The organism is Bacillus sp. AY2-1 (assembly GCF_008368965.1).
GTDB lineage: Bacteria > Bacillota > Bacilli > Bacillales > Bacillaceae_G > Bacillus_A > Bacillus_A thuringiensis_S.
The window spans coordinates 16,545-34,618 of sequence record NZ_QPEL01000015.1; the positions used below are offsets into that span (position 1 = coordinate 16,545).

The following is an 18,074-nucleotide window of genomic DNA, read 5'->3' on the forward strand; positions in this document are numbered from 1 at the left end:
AAAATGTTTGAGGCGATGACGATGCAGAAAATATTACGGTTTGAATTTTGGGAATAATTCTTGGTATTCAGGGTTATGACGGAGGTCTTGTGTTAGGTTACTAAGCTCTAAAAAACGTATGTCCAGTACTTCAGGAGATTGACCGTAATGTGTTTGAAGCCCCATTTGAACACCCCTTTTTGAAAGGGTAGGTGTAATTTGTAATTTTCTTGCCTTTGACTGTTCATTCCAAGGGCTAAAATAAAATTTTAAAATAAATGAAGGATAGTCATAAATTATATATCCGTGCCGCGAATGATGTCTACCAGGTAAATATGCACCATCTAGATGATTGTGAATAAATCTCCAAGCACATCCGAGTTGTGGGTTGTAAGGGAAGACACCGTGGTATCGCTGTTCTACTAAGGGGATAGAATATCTAGGCTTTGAATAATTATAATTGTGATTATCTATCATTAAAATCATTCTAATCGCATACATGTTTTGGCCTAGTGATATGAAGAGATGAAAAAAAATCTTCAGTATTATTACAACAAAAGAATTCAGTAGTATTTAAAACGATTTTCCAACCTGAAACTTCTCTTTCAATTTCCATCACTTCAATATCAGTATTAGTTGGATCAAACTCAAGAAATCTGGAATTTCGTACTTCCCAGTGGGGTGCTAATAGTTTACAAATCTCTACGGAACGATCTGTAGACCCTCTATTAATTAAAATGCCGTGATCGAATATTTTCGTGTGATGCATAAGCCACCATGGAAGTAGGTATTCTTCATTATAAAAATGAGAAATGATTGTCTTTTTCATGTTAATTTCCTCCTATACAAGCAATCATTATTAGTAGAATATGCTTTTAAATAAGAAAGGTTAAAAGGTACAGACAATGTAGTGATTAGGTAATAGTTTAGTAATTTTATTGTATGAGTGATTTGTATTGGATAATAGTAGGGTGGAGCTTGGAATTTGGTATAAATTGTGAATAATAAACCGTCACGTTTGACTGTACAGTTTATGTGTTGTATGATGTAAGTAATATAAACAAGGGGGGAAGATCGTTGGGAAGGTGTATCGAATCGGACAGTTGGCTCTCATGGCTCACGTGTCGAAACGAACGATTGATTATTATACGAATCTAGGTATCTTAAAAGCGGAGCGATCTCAATCTAATTATCGCTATTACGACGAAACAGCATTTGAGACATTACAATTTATTGAGAAGTGCAAAGAAATGCATATGCCGCTTTGTGAGATTAAAGAGAAAATCGAGGAGAAGAAGAAGCTGCTCGGTATCAATGAACACGTTTCGAAACAAATGAATGAAGTGACAGACCATATTCACCGATTAGAAGTGGAGCTTACTGAGTTAAAACCGCTTTTAGATGAATTGACTGATTCACAACGTGAAAAAATATCGAAATCTTTATCAGGTCAAACGACAGCTTTAATACAGACACTTGCTCTATTATTATAGAATAAGTGAAATCCGACCTCTTTAATTTTTGTATCGGGCTATGTTTTCTAACAAACAAATAAGAAAACATTATAGTATACAGGAGGTGGACACCTTAGTTTTTTAACTAAGGGGATTCATTGGAAATATTTAATTTAGTCATGGTTGCGATTTTAATCGCATTTACTGGATTTTTCGTAGCAGCAGAGTTTGCGATTGTAAAGATACGTTCAAGCCGTATCGATCAGCTTGTTGCGGAAGGAAAACGCGGTGCTTTAGCAGCGAAAAAGGTAACAACAAATTTAGATGAATATTTATCTGCTTGTCAATTAGGTATTACAGTTACAGCTATGGGATTAGGTTGGTTAGGTGAACCGACAATCGAAAAGTTATTACACCCGTTATTTGAGAAATGGAACTTAAATCCTTCTATTTCATCAGTATTAACATTTGGTCTTGCTTTTATGATTATGACGTATTTACACGTTGTAGTAGGGGAATTAGCTCCGAAAACGATGGCAATTCAAAAGGCTGAAAGGGTAACGTTATTATTGGCAGGTCCATTAATGATGTTCTATAAAGTAATGTATCCATTTATTTGGGTATTGAACGGTTCAGCTCGTGTGATAACTGGTTTATTCGGTTTAAAGCCAGCTTCAGAACATGAAGTAGCTCATACAGAAGAAGAATTACGTCTTATCCTTTCAGATAGCTATGAAAGCGGCGAAATTAATCAAGCTGAATACAAGTATGTAAATAACATTTTTGAATTTGATAATCGTATTGCGAAAGAGATTATGGTACCGCGAACAGAAATCATTGGTTTCTACCTGGAAGATTCAGTAGAAGAACACATGAAAGTAATCCAAAATGAGCGATACACACGTTATCCGATTTTTGGAGAAGATAAAGATGATATTATCGGTATGGTCAACGTAAAAGATTTCTTTATTCGATATATGACCGAGGATCAAAAAGATTTATCATCTATTCGCTCGTATATGCGTCCGATTATTGAAGTGATGGAAACGACTCCAATTCACGATTTATTACTTCAAATGCAGAAAAAGCGAATTCCGATGGCTGTTTTATATGATGAGTACGGAGGAACAGCCGGAATTGTAACGCTTGAAGATATCTTGGAGGAAATCGTCGGCGAAATCCGTGACGAATATGATGAAGATGAAGCACCACCAATTCAACATGTGAACGAGCAACATATCATTGTTGATGGAAAAGTGCTTATCTCAGAAGTGAAAGATTTATTTGGATTACACATCGAAGAAGATGATGTGGATACAATCGGTGGATGGATTATGATGCAAAATCATGAAATCGAAGAAGGACAACACGTTGAGGCGGAAGGTTATGAATTTAAAGTGTTAGAAAAAGACGCTTACCAAATTAAACGTGTTGAAATTCGTAAGATGGAACAAGAACAAGAAGAAGAGAAAGCAGCAACTGTGTAAGTTGCTGCTTTTCTTCTAAAGTACAAAAAATGAGAACTTAGGAGCGGATATTTTGATTCAAGAAGCCTTACGTGTATATCGATTACAATTGTATGTGATCTTTAGTGGTTTACTACTTATGTGGACGATTACTCCGTTTGGAAAACAAGTGACAGGGTTTGGTATTGGATTAGCAGTAAGCGCCTATTGTCTTTGGTTATTAGCTCGCAGGGTGGAGAAACTCGGAAAAAGTATCGTAATGAAGGAAAAGGCTCCTGGGTTAGGAGTTCTAAACCGATTTGCAGCTGCCATTTTAGGAGCAATCATCATGTATGAAATTGAGCATGAAATGGAAATGTGGGCATTTGGTACAGGCATTTTAGGTGGTCACTTTTTAATGATTGCAAATTTAGCTTATGCGAATATGCAGTTAGTGAAAGAGGAAGAGAAGCAAAGGGAACATGCTTCGAAAAACATAGAGCTATGATGAAAGGGGCCTAATGGGGTTCCTTTTTTGTGTTTAAGTGAGCTAATGAAAGGAATCAATTTTACGACAAATATAATACGCTTCTTTTTTTTGTTTTTCAATAGTATGAAAAATAATGTAAAAAAATTTAAAAACCCATCGATTTCTAAAGGTTATGTATGTTATTATGACAAAAGACTTTTTGAAAGAGGTGGATACCAATGTTACAAGCGTTACTTATTTTTGTGCTTCAAATTATTTATGTTCCAATTTTAACAATCCGTACGATTTTGCTTGTAAAGAATCAAACAAGATCCGCTGCTGGTGTTGGATTGTTAGAAGGAGCTATTTACATTGTCAGTTTAGGTATTGTGTTTCAAGATTTATCAAATTGGATGAACATCGTTGCCTATGTCATTGGCTTTAGTACAGGACTTTTATTAGGCGGTTATATAGAGAATAAATTAGCAATTGGTTATATTACGTATCAAGTTAGTTTACTAGACCGTTGTAATGAATTAGTAGATGAACTACGTCACTCTGGATTTGGTGTTACGGTATTTGAAGGCGAAGGAATTAATTCTATACGTTATCGCTTAGATATCGTTGCAAAGCGCTCTAGAGAGAAAGAACTGTTAGAAATCATTAATAAAATTGCACCGAAAGCGTTTATGTCTTCTTATGAAATCCGTTCATTTAAAGGCGGATATTTAACGAAGGCGATGAAGAAGAGAGCGTTAATGAAGAAGAAAGATGAACATGCATCGTAAAGAAAAGGGAGTAGTGCAGCTTTAAAAGCACGGCATAACCCCCATATGTAAAAGAGAGGAATCTATTTCAAATTTGATTCCTCTCTTTTTTATGAAGGGATTTATCTGTTAATTGGAAAAATTGAATCGTATAATTATTTTTTCTATTCATCCTCAAATTAATGATTAGCCATACAACTTGAATAAATACTGGTATAATAAACGCGATTAATAAAACGATAAGTGATATTGATTTAATTTCGGATGTTTGAGTAACACCAGCACCATCAACATCTCGTAGCCAAATAATAGCGGTCCATATTCCAAAAATGATAATCCAAAACATGTTGCCAATCCACCAAGAAACCCATCGTTTTTTCATGTTAGAATTCCTTACATTTACACTCTGTTAAAAGTATATTTTCGTTCGTTACATTGATCCCGCTATTTGCCGGGCAGTCCGTAAAAGCTCGATTGGTGAGGGTTAATAATTAGTGGGGGATGATGCACAAAACCCCTACCGATTAAAGTTTCACTTTATAATGAAATAACTATAAAATTAGTTTTTCTTAACTGTATACCTAACTTGTTTAAAGGTTACCATTTCTCCATCTTTATCATCATCTTTTGTTTGCAAAAGTTGAACTTTTGGCTTGTAGTCCGTCCTATGAGCGTGTTCGATATCTTTAATGTTAAGCTTGTAGGATTCACCATTATTAATTTTTTGTTCCAATACTTTTTTATTAGCAACATAAATAAAGGTCACTTTATTTTCATCAATGCCCTCGGTCTTAATTTCTAATTCATTATCTTTTGTTGTAATGGTTGGTGTTAATAATTCCATACTGCCGTTTCCAGTTTCTAAAGAATTTCCTGCAATAGCTGAACATCCGGATAATATGATTCCGGTGAATAGAAGAACAGCTAATTTCTGTTTCATAACATCCCTCAATTCCATGTGAATTTTGATTTTGGTATTGCTAGATTACTAGTGTGGAGCGTAAATGTTTAGTTAGTACCCTTTTAATTGCACCATAATATGTAAATTAAAACAGGATGTATATCCAATTTAAGGGAGATTAAAAAATTTACTGATTGTTGTAAATTCGTGTGTTTTAGCTTCTATTTCAATCGAAATGTAGACGAGAGAAAGAAATTTTTTTATAGAAATTATAATTTTTACATTTTACAATAATGATAGGGAATAGATGAATTCATTTACTTCGGAGGTAGTTATTTGAACATTAATGAGAAGGCAATTGAAATGTTTGAACAAAATAAATATGAGGAAGCAATGGAACTGTTTCAACAAGCAGTACATGAATCTAGAGACGTACAATCTCTCAATAATCTGGCTTGGATGTACTTTTATGAGGAAGAGAATGATGATAAAGCTCTTGAATTAATAAGAGAAGTTGTTAAGTTGAATCCTTCTTCATACTTTCCTTATAACATCTTAGGGGAAATTTACACGAAACAAGAAAAATGGGAAGAAGCGAAAGAAGTATTGCAAAAATCTATTTCGATGCAACCATCGGATGAAGCATTTCACAATGTAGCTGTAGCGCATTATAACCTTGGAGAGTTAGAAAAAGCTTCGGAATTTTTTTTGCGAGTTGCAGGGGATTCGGACTATATAATGTATAGCTATGTAAAATGCTTAATTGATTTAGGGCGAACGACAGAAGCGAAAGAGAAGTTAGATGCTTTTAACAGGAAATCTGATAATTTTTTAGGAGAAATTCATGTAGCAGATTTATATGTTGAGTTGAATTGCTATAACGAAGCAATTGAATGGTTCGAAAAGGGATACAAAGAAGTTTGGAAAAGTCCTAACTGGATTGGTAGGTTTGTATATGCTCTATATAAAGCTAATAATTTCTCCCGTATAAATGAAGTTATACAGGAATCTATCGAAGCGAAAACATCAGAAATAGAAGATGTTCAGAATGAAGAAGTAGAAGAAAACTGGACAGAAAAAGATAAGAAAGAGTTAATTGAGGAATATACAGAAGAGAATAATTGTTATAAAACAATGATAGAACGTATCAAATCTGGATATGTTCCAGGGTTAGAATTTGAAACTTATCATTTAGGGGGGTGCTATTTATTTGGTTGTAAAAGACATAATCATCTTGAATATGAAAAATAAAAAGATTCGACTGTCAAGTATGATGGTCGAATTTTTTTATTATAGGTTGCTTGTCTAAAGGTACCATCTCAATTGTAATGTGTTAAAGAGGTTTCGTCTCATTACATAGGTATATATCCTCTTTAGAGCTCCCTTTTTTAATATTTAAAATATGGAGTGAAATAAAACCAATAACTCCTATTCCGCCGAAAATAAGCCATGGTGTATACATTCCGTTTAAATTGGATGTAAACGATGTCCCGGTATAGTTACCGATGATAAAACCAAATGCGAGTGATAGTTGATAAAATCCGAAGAAAGTGGCTGTATATGATTCATTACTGTAATTTGCAATAGCGATATCAGCGTTAGGTAATACGAGTGTTTCACCGATTGTAAATAAAATTACACAAATAAAGAGCCAATATGGGTGTTGAAATAAAGGAATGAGTAAAAAGGAAATACTCATTAATAAAACACCGTATTTAATAATCGAAAGTGTGTTGTATTTGTGGAATAATTTTCGGAATAATACCATAAATATGACGCCTGTTATCGCATTTATCGTAATAACGAGTGTAGCAAGTTGATTGCTATTACTAATGTTTTTCATATGAAGTGGAAGTGCGACAGTAAGCTGAGTAAACATAATATAGAAGAAAATCATGATAAAGGAAAACAGAAGGAAAGACTTGTTTTGTAAGATGGCCTGTATTCCTAATGTAATAGACGTGTTTTCAGTAGTGACATGGAAGTGATTTTTAAGTAAGTAAAAGATAAAAGCAAATAACAGCATAAGAGATCCTGTTAGAGAGAAAGCGTAGAGTGGATCGAGTAAGAGTAAGGACCCTCCTGCAATTGGTCCGATTATTGCACCGCAATTAAAGCTAAGGTTTAAATATGTAAATAAATTTTTTCTCAAATGAGCTGGCTGTGAGCCAAATATAGCGCGAGCGGCAGGTTCGTAAAATGCAGTTCCGAAGCCAATAAGTGCAGAAGAAATAGAAATTGTATAGAAATCAGAGCATATTCCTAAAGCGATAAATCCGATTCCTCTCAAAAATAAACCAGCTATCATCATAATGATATAGCCTATTTTGTCAGCAATTAACCCTGAGAATAATGGGATAACTCGTGATGTAATTGTCATAACCGTCAACACTGTTCCTACTTGGACAGCAGAAAAATGAAGAAAGGTTAATAGATAAATAGCTAAAAATGCGTATACTGCAAAATACCCAAAAGACATAAAAAATGAAGAAATAAGCATGAAACGTATCGGTGTTGAGAAACTTTTCATAGAAATCCCCCTAATTATGTAACCAGTAAAATTATTTGATGGTTAACTATTTTATACTATAATTATACATAAAGTCAGAAAAAAGTAAATTTTAAGAAGAAGGTGGATCGAATTGAATCAAAACGCTCCAAATGAACTAGAATATATTCGGGAATTTTTAAATACATGGAGAATACCAAACGATACGAGAGAGCCAATTGATTTGCTGCAAACAAAAGAAGATATAAAGCTCTTTATGAAAGAATATTTTGATGAAGAGTTTCCATTTTATACGATAGAGGAATTAAGAAATTTTCGAGAAGATATTCGGATGACAATTGAAGGCGAAGAATCATTGCAAAAATGGTTAGAGAAATACCCATTTCATGTACATATAAAGGAAGATATGAAAGGTATTACATATGAACCAGTATATGAAGAGAATGTGTATACAAAAGTGCTAAGCATTGTGTTAATGTCAATTCAAGAAAATGTGTGGGGAAGGTTAAAAGCATGTCCAGATTGTCGCTGGGTATTTTATGATCATTCGCGAAATGGAAGTAAAAGATGGTGCGGTATGTATGCTGGAGAAGAAGGAGGAAGAGCATGCGGGACGATTGCAAAAGTGAAAAACTACCGGGCGAAGAGAAAAGGGCGATCTGGTTATGATATGTAAGTAATATTAGAGAAAGAAAAATGGATGGGGGGAATGATATGGAAGGCACACAAATGTTAGCTTTAAACAAAAAGTGTTGGGATACAGTTGCACCATATTTCTTTCAAGTGGATTGTTTACCGAAATATGGTCCGTATACGGCGTCTGAAGATGAGATTCATTTGTTCGATTCAATTAGAAATAAAAAAGTTCTTGATATTGGGTGTGGAAGTGGACATTCGTTGCAATATATGGCAGAGCATAGGGCAGAGGAAGTATGGGGTCTTGATCTTTCAAGTGAACAAATTAAAACAGCGAATAAAACGTAAAAGCGTTGGAATCCAAAGTTAATATGCGGAGCAATGGAAGAAGATATTCAGAAAGGGTATTTTGATATTATATATTCCATTTATGCATTAGGTTGGACTTCAAATTTAGGAAAAACAGTAGAGTTTATATATTCCTATTTAAAGCCAGGAGAAAGTTTTATTTTTAGTTGGGAGCACCCAGTATATTCAAACTTACAATATGGTACAGAAGAAGTTGCTATAAAGTCTTCTTATCATGAGGAAACGTCCATTACGTTTGAAACATTTAAAGGAGAAAATGTACAAGCGATATTATATAAGAGAAAAATAAGTACATATATAAATGAGTTAAATAGAGCAGGCTTTATAATTGAGAGAATAGAAGAGCCTGAACCATCGAGCTCGTTTGATGGAGAACTAGCTGAGCCGTCTACGAAATATTATTCTTTATATAAAGCTAGGATGGTACCAACTACTTTTATTATTAAGGCGAGGAAACAAATTGTTTTATAAAAAGAAGCCTATCGTTTCAAATAGTTGAAATGATAGGCTTCTTTATTTTTAAAAAATAAGGTCAGAGGTGTACTTTTTTTAAAAAAATGCATTTCATATAAAAGGTGTAATGATTTTAGGGAAGGGGGATTGTTGTGCGTCATCATAAAAATTGCAAAAAATTCGGAGTGGCACTGCCTCTTCCGCTTATAGGTGCAACTGGTCCAACAGGTAATAGTGGCCCTGTAGGTCCAACTGGAGGGCATGAAGGTCCTGTTGGTCCAACAGGGATGACTGGACCGACGGGAGCAACTGGTCCCCAAGGACCTCAAGGTATCAGGGGAATACAAGGTTCGCGAGGGACAACAGGAGCGCAGGGAATACAAGGAGCTGTTGGTGATACCGGAGAGCAAGGTATAACTGGTCCAACTGGCCTCCAAGGTGCTCAAGGATTAATCGGAAACCAAGGTCCAATTGGTGATATTGGGGTACAAGGATTAGAAGGAACACAGGGAGCTACGGGTCCTGCTGGTAGTCAAGGAATACAGGGCATACAAGGAATACAAGGGGAAGTAGGTGAGCGAGGACAAACAGGGGCACAAGGAATACAAGGAGAGAGAGGGGTAACTGGAGTTCCAGGGGTAACTGGTTCCCAAGGTCCTCAAGGTGTTCAAGGGATACAAGGAGAGCAAGGGGCTACTGGTATACAAGGAGAAGACGGCGCTCAAGGAATACAAGGAATTACTGGAGAACAAGGACACCAAGGTGATCAAGGGGCACAAGGTGTAGTAGGACCAACTGGTTCTACTGGAATACAAGGTCCTCAAGGTATAAGCGGAATAAAGGGAATAACCGGTGTAACAGGCCCTCAAGGTCCACAAGGAGTTCAAGGAATACAAGGAGTAAGTGGATCCACAGGTTTTCAAGGAGCAAAAGGAGTACGAGGGATAACAGGAGCAACTGGTCCTACTGGTACACAAGGCTCAGAAGGACCACCGGGTGGTCCGACGGGAACAACCGGTCCAATTGGTCCATCTAGTGGAGTGACTGGTCCATCAGGTCCACCCGGCCCGCCAGGAGGTCCAACAGGTCCAACGGGTGCGACTGGTTCAACAGGTGTAAGCGGAGGGATAGGACCAATTGGAGCGCAAGGAGTGCAAGGTATAACAGGTCCAACAGGTCCTCAAGGTGTAAGGGGAGTCCAAGGTTCCCAAGGTGTAGTTGGAGCAGTTGGAGTCCAAGGGGCACAAGGTCCTCAAGGTAACCCAGGTATAACGGGTCCAACGGGTGCAGAAGGTTCTCAAGGAATACAAGGTACGCGTGGAGTAACTGGTCCGACAGGTGCAGAAGGCCCTAAAGGTATTCAAGGTATTCAAGGTGTAATAGGCCCAACAGGTGCACAAGGAATGGTGGGAATACAAGGGATAGCCGGTCCAGCTGGTGTTACAGGAGCGGAAGGAGTTCAAGGTGAACAAGGAATCCGAGGAGCAACTGGTCCAGCTGGAGCGCAAGGTATACAAGGAGTACAAGGAATTCAAGGGGAAACAGGAGCAGCTGGAGCACAAGGTCCTCAAGGAGTTCAAGGGATACAAGGGACTACGGGATTGACAGGTGCACAAGGTGCACAAGGTCTTCAAGGAGTGCAAGGAATAATCGGTCCGACTGGAGCTATTGGTTTGCAAGGTCCTCAAGGATTACAAGGAATAACGGGTCCAACAGGAGTTCAAGGAGTGCAAGGAATACAAGGAGTGCAAGGAATAATCGGTCCAACAGGAGCACAAGGAATTAGAGGTCCCCAAGGAAATACAGGGGAGGTCGGTATAACTGGCCCTCAAGGAGTCCAAGGGGCACAAGGTAGTCAAGGACCCCAAGGCCCACAAGGGAATATTGGAATTACTGGTGCAACGGGTGAAACTGGAGCTACTGGAGCAACCGGGTCAACTGGACCACAAGGTGTGCAAGGTGTTCAAGGGATTACGGGAATACAAGGAATAACAGGAATGACAGGCGATATAGGTGCAACGGGTCCGCAAGGAATACAAGGTATACAAGGAATTCAAGGTTTGCAAGGCCCAATTGGAGCAAGTGGGGTGACAGGTGCTAGTGGTAGTATAGGTCCAGTTGGAGCGCAAGGTAGTCAGGGGCAAAACGGAGCGGTTGGACCAACAGGCGCAACTGGTAATGTAGGATCAATAGGTTTCTCGGGGATAGCAGGAGCGACTGGAGCGACTGGTTTACCTAGTGGGGGCGGTTATTTCTTTTCCACTGCAACGAGTACAATTGCAGCGAGTGCGCTAATACCAATTAATTCTGGTTCTACAATTTTTGGAGCAGGAGTTAGTTTAACAAATGCGACAACTATAACGTTAAGTACGCCAGGGATATATTTAATAAGTTATTATTTTCAAGGGGATGCAATTTTGGGGAATGAAACGATTTCGGTAAGGCTTGTTTTAAACGGAACGCAAGTCGCAGGGAGTTTTATTCTTTATGTTACAAAAGGTAATTTTATATTAGAACCAGCGATTTCAAATACGATGGTAATTGAAGTTACTTCTCCAAATTCCACTTTGTCATTACAAAATGGTCCATTAGCTATTGGGCATGTAACGACATTAGCGGGAGTAATAACAGCTAGCTTAAACATATTACAAATAGTTTGATGCGTTACAAACGGGAGGAGATGCTTGTGAAGAATCAAGATAAGTGTAGTAAGTTTCAAGCACCTATTCCTTTTCCGCCGCCAGGTATTACGGGGCCCACTGGACCAACCGGTCCAACAGGTGCTTTAGGTGGACCAACTGGACCGCAGGGAATACAAGGCGTACAAGGTCCAATCGGTCCAACAGGTCCGACAGGAATACAAGGGGTGCAAGGGGTACAGGGAGAAAATGGTCCAACAGGTCCAACAGGTTTAACTGGACCACAAGGCTCTCAAGGTAGTCAAGGGCCTATGGGAGAACAAGGCCCACAGGGAATACAAGGTGTTCAAGGAATTCAAGGCGAAAGAGGTCCGACAGGTCCAACTGGTATTCAGGGGATACAAGGAATTCCTGGTCCAATCGGTCCAACAGGTTCAACAGGAATACAAGGCATACAAGGAATGCAAGGGGAAGTCGGTCCGACAGGTCCAACAGGAATACAAGGTATACAAGGAGTGCAAGGGGACAATGGTCCAACAGGTCCGACTGGAAATACTGGTATACAAGGTGTTCAAGGTAATTTAGGAAGTAGTGGTTTACAAGGTATAACAGGAATACAAGGAATACAGGGTCTAATTGGTCCAACAGGCCCAACAGGTTCTCAAGGAATCCAAGGGGAACAGGGGCCAATGGGGCCACAAGGGGAAACTGGTGTTCAAGGTTTACAAGGTCCCCAGGGAGAAATGGGGCAGGTAGGTCCAACCGGTTCTCAAGGAATCCAAGGAGTGCAAGGTGTAATCGGTCCGACAGGGGCAACTGGTTTACAAGGGGATCCAGGTCCAACTGGATCAACCGGATCAACTGGGATAACCGGTCCGACTGGTTCTGCAACGGGTCCAACAGGAGCAACAGGTCCAACCGGTCCAACCGGTCCAGCAGGATCACCAGGGGGTCCAACCGGTCCGACAGGAGCAACAGGGGCAACAGGGGCGACAGGAGCAACAGGAGCAACAGGAATCCAAGGAGTGCAAGGAATACAGGGTCCAACAGGAGCAACCGGTTTAACAGGTTTGCAAGGGGTACAGGGGCCGATGGGGGCAACAGGTCCAACGGGTGACCAAGGCATTCAAGGTCCACAAGGGATACAAGGAGTAACCGGCCCGACAGGTCCGCAAGGTCTACAAGGATTACAAGGCTCAATCGGCCCAACCGGTCCGACAGGTCCCCAAGGAGTGCAAGGGGCACAGGGTCCAATCGGTCCAACCGGCCCACAAGGGGTTCAAGGTATACAAGGTGAGCAAGGAGTAAGGGGAGCGACAGGTCCAACTGGTTTACAAGGTCTACAAGGCGTACAAGGTCCGAGTGGCCCAACTGGCCCACAAGGAGTGCAAGGCGTACAAGGTCCGAGTGGCATAACAGGCCCAACCGGTCCTCAAGGAATACAAGGTATCCAGGGACCGCAAGGAAGTATAGGCCCAACCGGTCCTCAAGGAATACAAGGAGTGCAAGGTCCCCAAGGTCCAACAGGTCCGACTGGAGAAACGGGTCCCCAAGGTCCTCAAGGAATTCAAGGATCACAAGGAGAAATGGGTCCAACGGGAGCAACCGGCCCGACTGGAGAAACGGGTCCCCAAGGTCTTCAAGGAATCCAAGGTCCCCAAGGGATAACGGGTCCAACGGGAGCAACCGGCCCGACTGGAGAAACGGGTCCCCAAGGTCTTCAAGGAATCCAAGGTCTCCAAGGGATAACAGGTTCGACGGGAGCAACCGGCCAGACGGGAGTGACTGGTGCCACTGGCCCGACTGGAATACAAGGCATACAAGGAATAACTGGAGCAACAGGGGGAACGGGAGTAACAGGCCCAACCGGCGCCACTGGTCCAACCGGCTTAACTGGAGCAACAGGATCATCTGCTATATCGACAGGTGGTGGCTATTTCTTTTCTACATCAACAAGCACAATTGCAGCAAGTGCCAATATTCCAATTAACTCGGGATCCACTGTATATGGAACTGGTGTATCTTTAACTAGTGCTACAACTGTCACAGTATCGACGCCAGGAATATATTTAGTAAGCTACTATTTCCAAGGGGACGCGACTGGTGGGAATGAAGTAGTATCTGTAAGATTACTATTAAATGGAACACAAGTAACAGGGAGTTTTATACAAAATGTAACGACATCAACTGTAGTATTGGAACCATCTATTTCAAATACGCTTCTTGTAAATGTAGCTAGTGCAAATTCAACGTTTATATTACAAAATGGCCCGCTCGGTGTTGGGCATGTGACTACAATAGCAGGTACGATTACGGCAAGTTTAAATGTAGTGAGAATATTATAAGAAATATAAAAACACAAGGAATGTCTTTTTAGACACACCTTGTGTTTTTGATGTTAAATGAACAATTTTTTATCCTGCATTAACGGGCAGTAAGACACCCACTACAAAATTCAGCTAGAGTAAAGAAGTTAGGTGATAGATCAACGGACCGTAAAAGCCCGATTGGTTTAACTAATAATCAGTGGGGATGCCCCCACTGATTAAAGTTTTGCTTTATCTTTTTGGCTGAAAAATATGTTGAAAGAAGTATTTGTGATGTAAGTTATCTACAATTTTATTTGCTTGATATGTGCGATGTTGTTCGAGTCGAAGTCTTTGCTCCATCATTTTTATTGCGTGATCAGATAAACGTAACATAATACATATCTCCTTTTCTATAAATATAGGTGACTATTTGATATCGATCCCATATTTATAATTAAGGAGGCAAAATGTGTAACATAGGCAAAAAGCACCTTCCTCTCCCATTACGCTTACGAGGTTAGCTGTCGGACTCGGGAAGTGAGAGTTTCCCTACTTAAAAAAAGATTCGCCCCAAGTAGCATAGCTACAAAATTGGTTCCCCCGCTCCAAAATTTGGACTCAGCAAAAGGTATTATAAGGTAAAAGGTAACATAAATAAAACGATTAGTCAAATTATTTTATTTTTTCTGTTTTTTCAGTTGTGTAAGTACTATTCCATCAGGTAGTTCGGTGTATGTTACTTCAAGGAAGCCGTGTTTTTTATATAATGCGATAGCAGGGGTATTTGCTTTACCTGTTTGTACAATGTATGTCATAGAAGAAGGGAACATGTTAAATATATAAATTAGGAGTTTCGTCGCAATTCCTTTTTGAAAAAAATCGGGCGATACAACTAACCTGTGGATATCAATTAGTTTTTCTTCTTGTACAAAAGAAATAAAGCCGACAAGTTTATTTTCAGAAAAATATCCATAGAATGTTTCAACGCAACTTTGAATATCGTTTACAGTATCATATAAACGGGGTATGGCAGTACTATTTAAGTAGTCCCCTTCAACTTTATAGGCTGGAATTTGAACTTGTAAAATGGATGTTGCTACTTCAAAAGAAGTGGAATTTAACTTAAGAATCATAGATAATGAAGCCTCCTTTGAATATGGTATATTAATATAATTGCTTTATGGGTGAGTTTGACAATATTTTTCTTTTTTGCATATAATATATGTATCTCCATATGTAAAATAGTAGTAAATATATTTCTATAGTGAAATATGATTAGCAATGATAAATACATATGTTTGTATTGAATCATACAAACTATAATAGAAATGGAGGACTAAAAATGGGATGGATTATCACATTAATAGTTGGTGCTATTATAGGTGCAATTGCTAGTTCTATAACGGGTAAAAATTTCCCAGGTGGTATGTTCGGAAATATTATCGCAGGTTTATTAGGTGCTTCGTTAGGTGGTAGATTATTTGGATCCTTTGGGCCATCATTTGGTGGGATTCATGTCGTGCCGGCATTATTAGGTGCAATCGTGTTAATTCTTATTGTATCATTTGTAGTGAAAGCTGCAAGGAAATAGAGATATAGATTATGATGAAGAGCCCTGAATAAGGGCTTTTCATCATTCGAAGAGGTGGTTTCATTGGAGAAAATAAATATAAGAAAAAGAGATAAGTTAAGAAAGTTTTTTAGAGAACAAAATTATTTGGCGGTATTGCTTGGATTTGCGTTATTGTTTATTAATATTTTATTACTAACAAAAATATCATTTGTTTTTACACCGTTTATCGTATTTTTAAAAACAATTTTCTTCCCAGTACTATTGGCAGGCGTGCTATTCTATATTTTGCATCCATTCGTTTCACTTTTAGAAAAGAAAGGTGTTTCAAGAATCGTATCGATAGCCTCAATATACTTAATAGTAATCGGATTATTTGTGTTTTTAGTTGTAACTGTTATCCCTATTATTAAAGATCAAATTGATGCATTAATTGATAACTTACCGTACTTTGGCCATGAGATTGAACAAGCAGCGCGTAGATTCGGGGAAAGTAATTTACTTGGTAAAATTCAGGAGAATTTAAATATTAATGTTGCGAATATGGTAAAAGACTATACAGTTGATTTTACAAAGTCATTATCATCAGTAACTGGGAATGTAACTGGATTCTTGAGTACTGTTACAGAGGTTGTTTTAACATTTGTAATGGTTCCATTTATATTGTTCTATCTTTTAAAAGATGGCGAACAATTGCCGAATCACTTCTTAAAATTCATTTCAGAACAAAGACAACCAGCAGCAATGAGAATACTAGATGATATGCACTATGCGATTAGCTCGTATATTAGAGGGCAAATTATCGTGAGCTTGTTTATCGGTATTATGCTATTAATCGGTTACCTTATTATCGGTATTAAATATGCGGTACTACTTGCGATTTTAGCGATGATTGTAAATATCGTTCCGTACGTAGGACCAATTATTGCTATTACACCAGCGTTAATTATCGCATTTATTGACTCGCCAGCAATGGTGTTAAAAGTAATCATTGTTATGATGGTTGTACAATTAGCAGAAGGTAAATTTATTTCTCCTCAAGTAATGGGGAAAAAGCTAGATATTCACCCAATTACAATCATATTTATCATTTTAACTGCCGGAAACTTATTCGGGATTATGGGCATTATTTTAGCCATTCCAGGATACGCGATATTAAAAGTGTTAGTTACGCACGGTTATAGATTTGTTAAGTTGAATACGTGAAAAAAGAGCTAAAACAGTTGAACTGCACCCCAATTGTAGTCTAACAATTGGAGTTGTAGTAGTTATATATAATAATATTCAGTTAATAAAAAAAAAAAAGAGTAAATAAATTTGAACTGCACCCCAATTGTTAGACACAGTCTAACAATTGGAGGTGCAGTTTTTCTATGGCTAAATTTACAGCTGATGAAAAAATACAAATCGTTCTACGTTATTTGAACGGAAATGAAAGTTATCGAGAAATGGGTAGATCGCTCGGTATAAGTGACACAATCATTTTGAATTGGGTAAACCAATATAAACAGAATGGTCTGGAAGCTTTTCTAAAACGATGTACAAATTACACACAACAATTTAAACTAGACGTACTAAACTTTATGATTGAAAACGGTATGTCCTTATTTGAGACGGCAGCTATCTTTAATATTCCTGCCCCTTCAACGATTTCTGTTTGGAAAAAACAGCTCGAAACACAAGGAATTGATGCCCTTCAATCTAAGAAAAAGGGGCGTCCATCCATGAAAAAAGATTCAAATAAACAATTAAAACAACATTTAGCTGAAGGGTCAGTCGAAGCACTTGAAGCACGCATTAAACAGCTTGAGATGGAAAATGAGTACTTAAAAAAGTTAAATGCCTTAGTTCAAAACAAGGAAAAATCACAAAACAAGACAAAGCGCAAGTAGTCTATGAATTAAGGCATAAATATTCGGTGAAGGCACTCGTGGAGCTAGCTACTATTCCTCGAAGCACGTATTATGATTTAGTAAAGAAAATGAATCGTCCAGATGTAGATGCCGATTTGAAAGCTGAGATTAAAGCGATTTATGAGGAAAATGAAGGTCGTTATGGTTACCGTCGCATTCGTGATGAATTAACGAATCGTGGCCAGAAAGTGAACCACAAGAAGGTTCAGCGCATTATGAAAGAGCTTGGGTTAAAGTGTGTTGTGCGTATGAAGAAATATAAATCCTATAAAGGAAAAGTCGGTAGAATTGCACCTAATATTTTAGAGCGTAATTTTCATACAGATGCACCGAATCAAAAGTGGGTAACAGACATCACAGAGTTTAAATTGTTTGGAGAAAAACTGTATGTATCACCTGTATTAGATTTGTATAATGGTGAAATTATTACCTATACAATTGGTTCTAGACCGACGTATTCGCTTGTTTCAGACATGTTAGAGAAAGCATTGGAACGTTTACCTGAAACGCACCAGCTACTGATGCATTCGGATCAAGGATGGCATTATCAAATGAGACAGTACGTCCGTACTCTTGAATCAAGAGCTATCGTCCAGAGTATGTCTCGAAAAGGCAACTGTTACGACAACGCAGTAATAGAAAATTTCTTTGGGATTATGAA

General features: G+C 38.3%; 15 protein-coding genes, 3 pseudogenes and 1 riboswitch. Of the genes and pseudogenes, 12 read left to right on the plus strand and 6 right to left on the minus strand.

Translation table 11 applies throughout. The features are described 5' to 3' along the window. Positions 1–33: 33 nt before the first annotated feature. A pseudogene (locus tag DN403_RS02760) lies at positions 34–808 on the minus strand (glycosyltransferase family 2 protein). Between the two features lie 256 nt (positions 809–1,064). Here DN403_RS02760 and DN403_RS02765 point away from each other — a divergent pair. The 4 genes from DN403_RS02765 to DN403_RS02780 all read left to right on the plus strand — a co-directional run bounded on the left by DN403_RS02765 (position 1,065) and on the right by DN403_RS02780 (position 4,135). Beyond that, complete coding sequence (locus tag DN403_RS02765; protein ID WP_000285632.1) at positions 1,065–1,472, plus strand: MerR family transcriptional regulator; 408 nt, start codon at positions 1,065–1,067, stop codon at positions 1,470–1,472. Positions 1,473–1,591: 119 nt separating this feature from the next. Then, the gene (locus tag DN403_RS02770) at positions 1,592–2,920 is read left to right on the plus strand and encodes a hemolysin family protein (protein WP_000402255.1); all 1,329 of its coding nucleotides are present in this window, start codon (positions 1,592–1,594) and stop codon (positions 2,918–2,920) included. A 52-nt stretch (positions 2,921–2,972) separates the two neighbouring features. Next, complete coding sequence (locus tag DN403_RS02775; protein ID WP_000613876.1) at positions 2,973–3,386, plus strand: ATP synthase subunit I; 414 nt, start codon at positions 2,973–2,975, stop codon at positions 3,384–3,386. Between the two features lie 200 nt (positions 3,387–3,586). Then, positions 3,587–4,135, plus strand: coding sequence for a DUF2179 domain-containing protein (locus DN403_RS02780; protein WP_000938443.1), 549 nt, complete (start codon positions 3,587–3,589; stop codon positions 4,133–4,135). A 67-nt stretch (positions 4,136–4,202) separates the two neighbouring features. Here DN403_RS02780 and DN403_RS02785 read toward each other — a convergent pair whose 3' ends face one another. Together DN403_RS02785 and DN403_RS02790 are read right to left on the minus strand one after the other, a co-directional pair. Continuing rightward, positions 4,203–4,496 carry a DUF3923 family protein gene (locus tag DN403_RS02785; protein ID WP_000747720.1) on the minus strand — a complete coding sequence of 98 codons (294 nt, stop codon included), beginning with the start codon at positions 4,494–4,496 and terminating at the stop codon, positions 4,203–4,205. A 177-nt stretch (positions 4,497–4,673) separates the two neighbouring features. Further along, positions 4,674–5,054 carry a hypothetical protein gene (locus DN403_RS02790; protein ID WP_000810640.1) on the minus strand — a complete coding sequence of 127 codons (381 nt, stop codon included), beginning with the start codon at positions 5,052–5,054 and terminating at the stop codon, positions 4,674–4,676. Positions 5,055–5,351: 297 nt separating this feature from the next. Between DN403_RS02790 and DN403_RS02795 the strand changes: the two genes are divergently transcribed. Beyond that, positions 5,352–6,266, plus strand: coding sequence for a tetratricopeptide repeat protein (locus tag DN403_RS02795; protein ID WP_001024467.1), 915 nt, complete (start codon positions 5,352–5,354; stop codon positions 6,264–6,266). Between the two features lie 82 nt (positions 6,267–6,348). Here DN403_RS02795 and DN403_RS02800 read toward each other — a convergent pair whose 3' ends face one another. Beyond that, positions 6,349–7,545: an MDR family MFS transporter gene (locus DN403_RS02800; protein WP_000834873.1), complete on the minus strand. Its 1,197-nt coding sequence runs from the start codon at positions 7,543–7,545 to the stop codon at positions 6,349–6,351. Positions 7,546–7,657: 112 nt separating this feature from the next. Between DN403_RS02800 and DN403_RS02805 the strand changes: the two genes are divergently transcribed. The 4 genes and pseudogenes from DN403_RS02805 to DN403_RS02825 all read left to right on the plus strand — a co-directional run bounded on the left by DN403_RS02805 (position 7,658) and on the right by DN403_RS02825 (position 13,966). Beyond that, complete coding sequence (locus DN403_RS02805; RefSeq protein ID WP_001072949.1) at positions 7,658–8,200, plus strand: CGNR zinc finger domain-containing protein; 543 nt, start codon at positions 7,658–7,660, stop codon at positions 8,198–8,200. A gap of 38 nt (positions 8,201–8,238) precedes the next feature. Beyond that, positions 8,239–9,000: pseudogene (locus DN403_RS31650) on the plus strand (class I SAM-dependent methyltransferase). Between the two features lie 134 nt (positions 9,001–9,134). Further along, positions 9,135–11,642 (plus strand): collagen-like protein, encoded by a 2,508-nt coding sequence (locus DN403_RS02820; protein WP_149185294.1) that lies wholly within the window; start codon positions 9,135–9,137, stop codon positions 11,640–11,642. A gap of 20 nt (positions 11,643–11,662) precedes the next feature. Beyond that, complete coding sequence (locus tag DN403_RS02825; RefSeq protein WP_149185295.1) at positions 11,663–13,966, plus strand: BC_3345 family exosporium-associated protein; 2,304 nt, start codon at positions 11,663–11,665, stop codon at positions 13,964–13,966. Positions 13,967–14,179: 213 nt separating this feature from the next. On the opposite strand, the gene DN403_RS31005 is transcribed toward DN403_RS02825, so the two are convergent. Both DN403_RS31005 and DN403_RS02830 read right to left on the minus strand, forming a co-directional pair. Next, on the minus strand, positions 14,180–14,323 hold the full coding sequence (locus tag DN403_RS31005; protein ID WP_000945244.1) for a hypothetical protein: 144 nt from the start codon (positions 14,321–14,323) through the stop codon (positions 14,180–14,182). Between the two features lie 97 nt (positions 14,324–14,420). Then, positions 14,421–14,564: riboswitch (cyclic di-AMP (ydaO/yuaA leader) on the minus strand. Between the two features lie 43 nt (positions 14,565–14,607). Then, the gene (locus tag DN403_RS02830; RefSeq protein WP_000601235.1) at positions 14,608–15,063 is read right to left on the minus strand and encodes a GNAT family N-acetyltransferase; all 456 of its coding nucleotides are present in this window, start codon (positions 15,061–15,063) and stop codon (positions 14,608–14,610) included. Between the two features lie 209 nt (positions 15,064–15,272). Between DN403_RS02830 and DN403_RS02835 the strand changes: the two genes are divergently transcribed. The 3 genes and pseudogenes from DN403_RS02835 to DN403_RS02850 all read left to right on the plus strand — a co-directional run. Continuing rightward, positions 15,273–15,521 (plus strand): GlsB/YeaQ/YmgE family stress response membrane protein, encoded by a 249-nt coding sequence (locus tag DN403_RS02835; RefSeq protein WP_000539733.1) that lies wholly within the window; start codon positions 15,273–15,275, stop codon positions 15,519–15,521. Positions 15,522–15,584: 63 nt separating this feature from the next. Continuing rightward, the gene (locus tag DN403_RS02840; RefSeq protein WP_000411479.1) at positions 15,585–16,706 is read left to right on the plus strand and encodes an AI-2E family transporter; all 1,122 of its coding nucleotides are present in this window, start codon (positions 15,585–15,587) and stop codon (positions 16,704–16,706) included. Positions 16,707–16,873: 167 nt separating this feature from the next. Continuing rightward, positions 16,874–18,074: pseudogene (locus tag DN403_RS02850) on the plus strand (IS3 family transposase); the annotation flags it as partial.

Bases quoted from the DNA above. Each gene is read 5' to 3' on its own strand.
- DN403_RS02790 (WP_000810640.1), bottom strand. From the start codon at position 5,054: ATGAAACAGAAATTAGCTGTTCTTCTATTCACCGGAATCATATTATCC.
- DN403_RS02830 (WP_000601235.1), bottom strand. From the start codon at position 15,063: ATGATTCTTAAGTTAAATTCCACTTCTTTTGAAGTAGCAACATCCATT.
- DN403_RS02780 (WP_000938443.1), top strand. From the start codon at position 3,587: ATGTTACAAGCGTTACTTATTTTTGTGCTTCAAATTATTTATGTTCCA.
- DN403_RS31005 (WP_000945244.1), bottom strand. From the start codon at position 14,323: ATGTTACGTTTATCTGATCACGCAATAAAAATGATGGAGCAAAGACTT.
- DN403_RS02825 (WP_149185295.1), top strand. From the start codon at position 11,663: ATGCTTGTGAAGAATCAAGATAAGTGTAGTAAGTTTCAAGCACCTATT.
- DN403_RS02835 (WP_000539733.1), top strand. From the start codon at position 15,273: ATGGGATGGATTATCACATTAATAGTTGGTGCTATTATAGGTGCAATT.
- DN403_RS02785 (WP_000747720.1), bottom strand. From the start codon at position 4,496: ATGAAAAAACGATGGGTTTCTTGGTGGATTGGCAACATGTTTTGGATT.
- DN403_RS02800 (WP_000834873.1), bottom strand. From the start codon at position 7,545: ATGAAAAGTTTCTCAACACCGATACGTTTCATGCTTATTTCTTCATTT.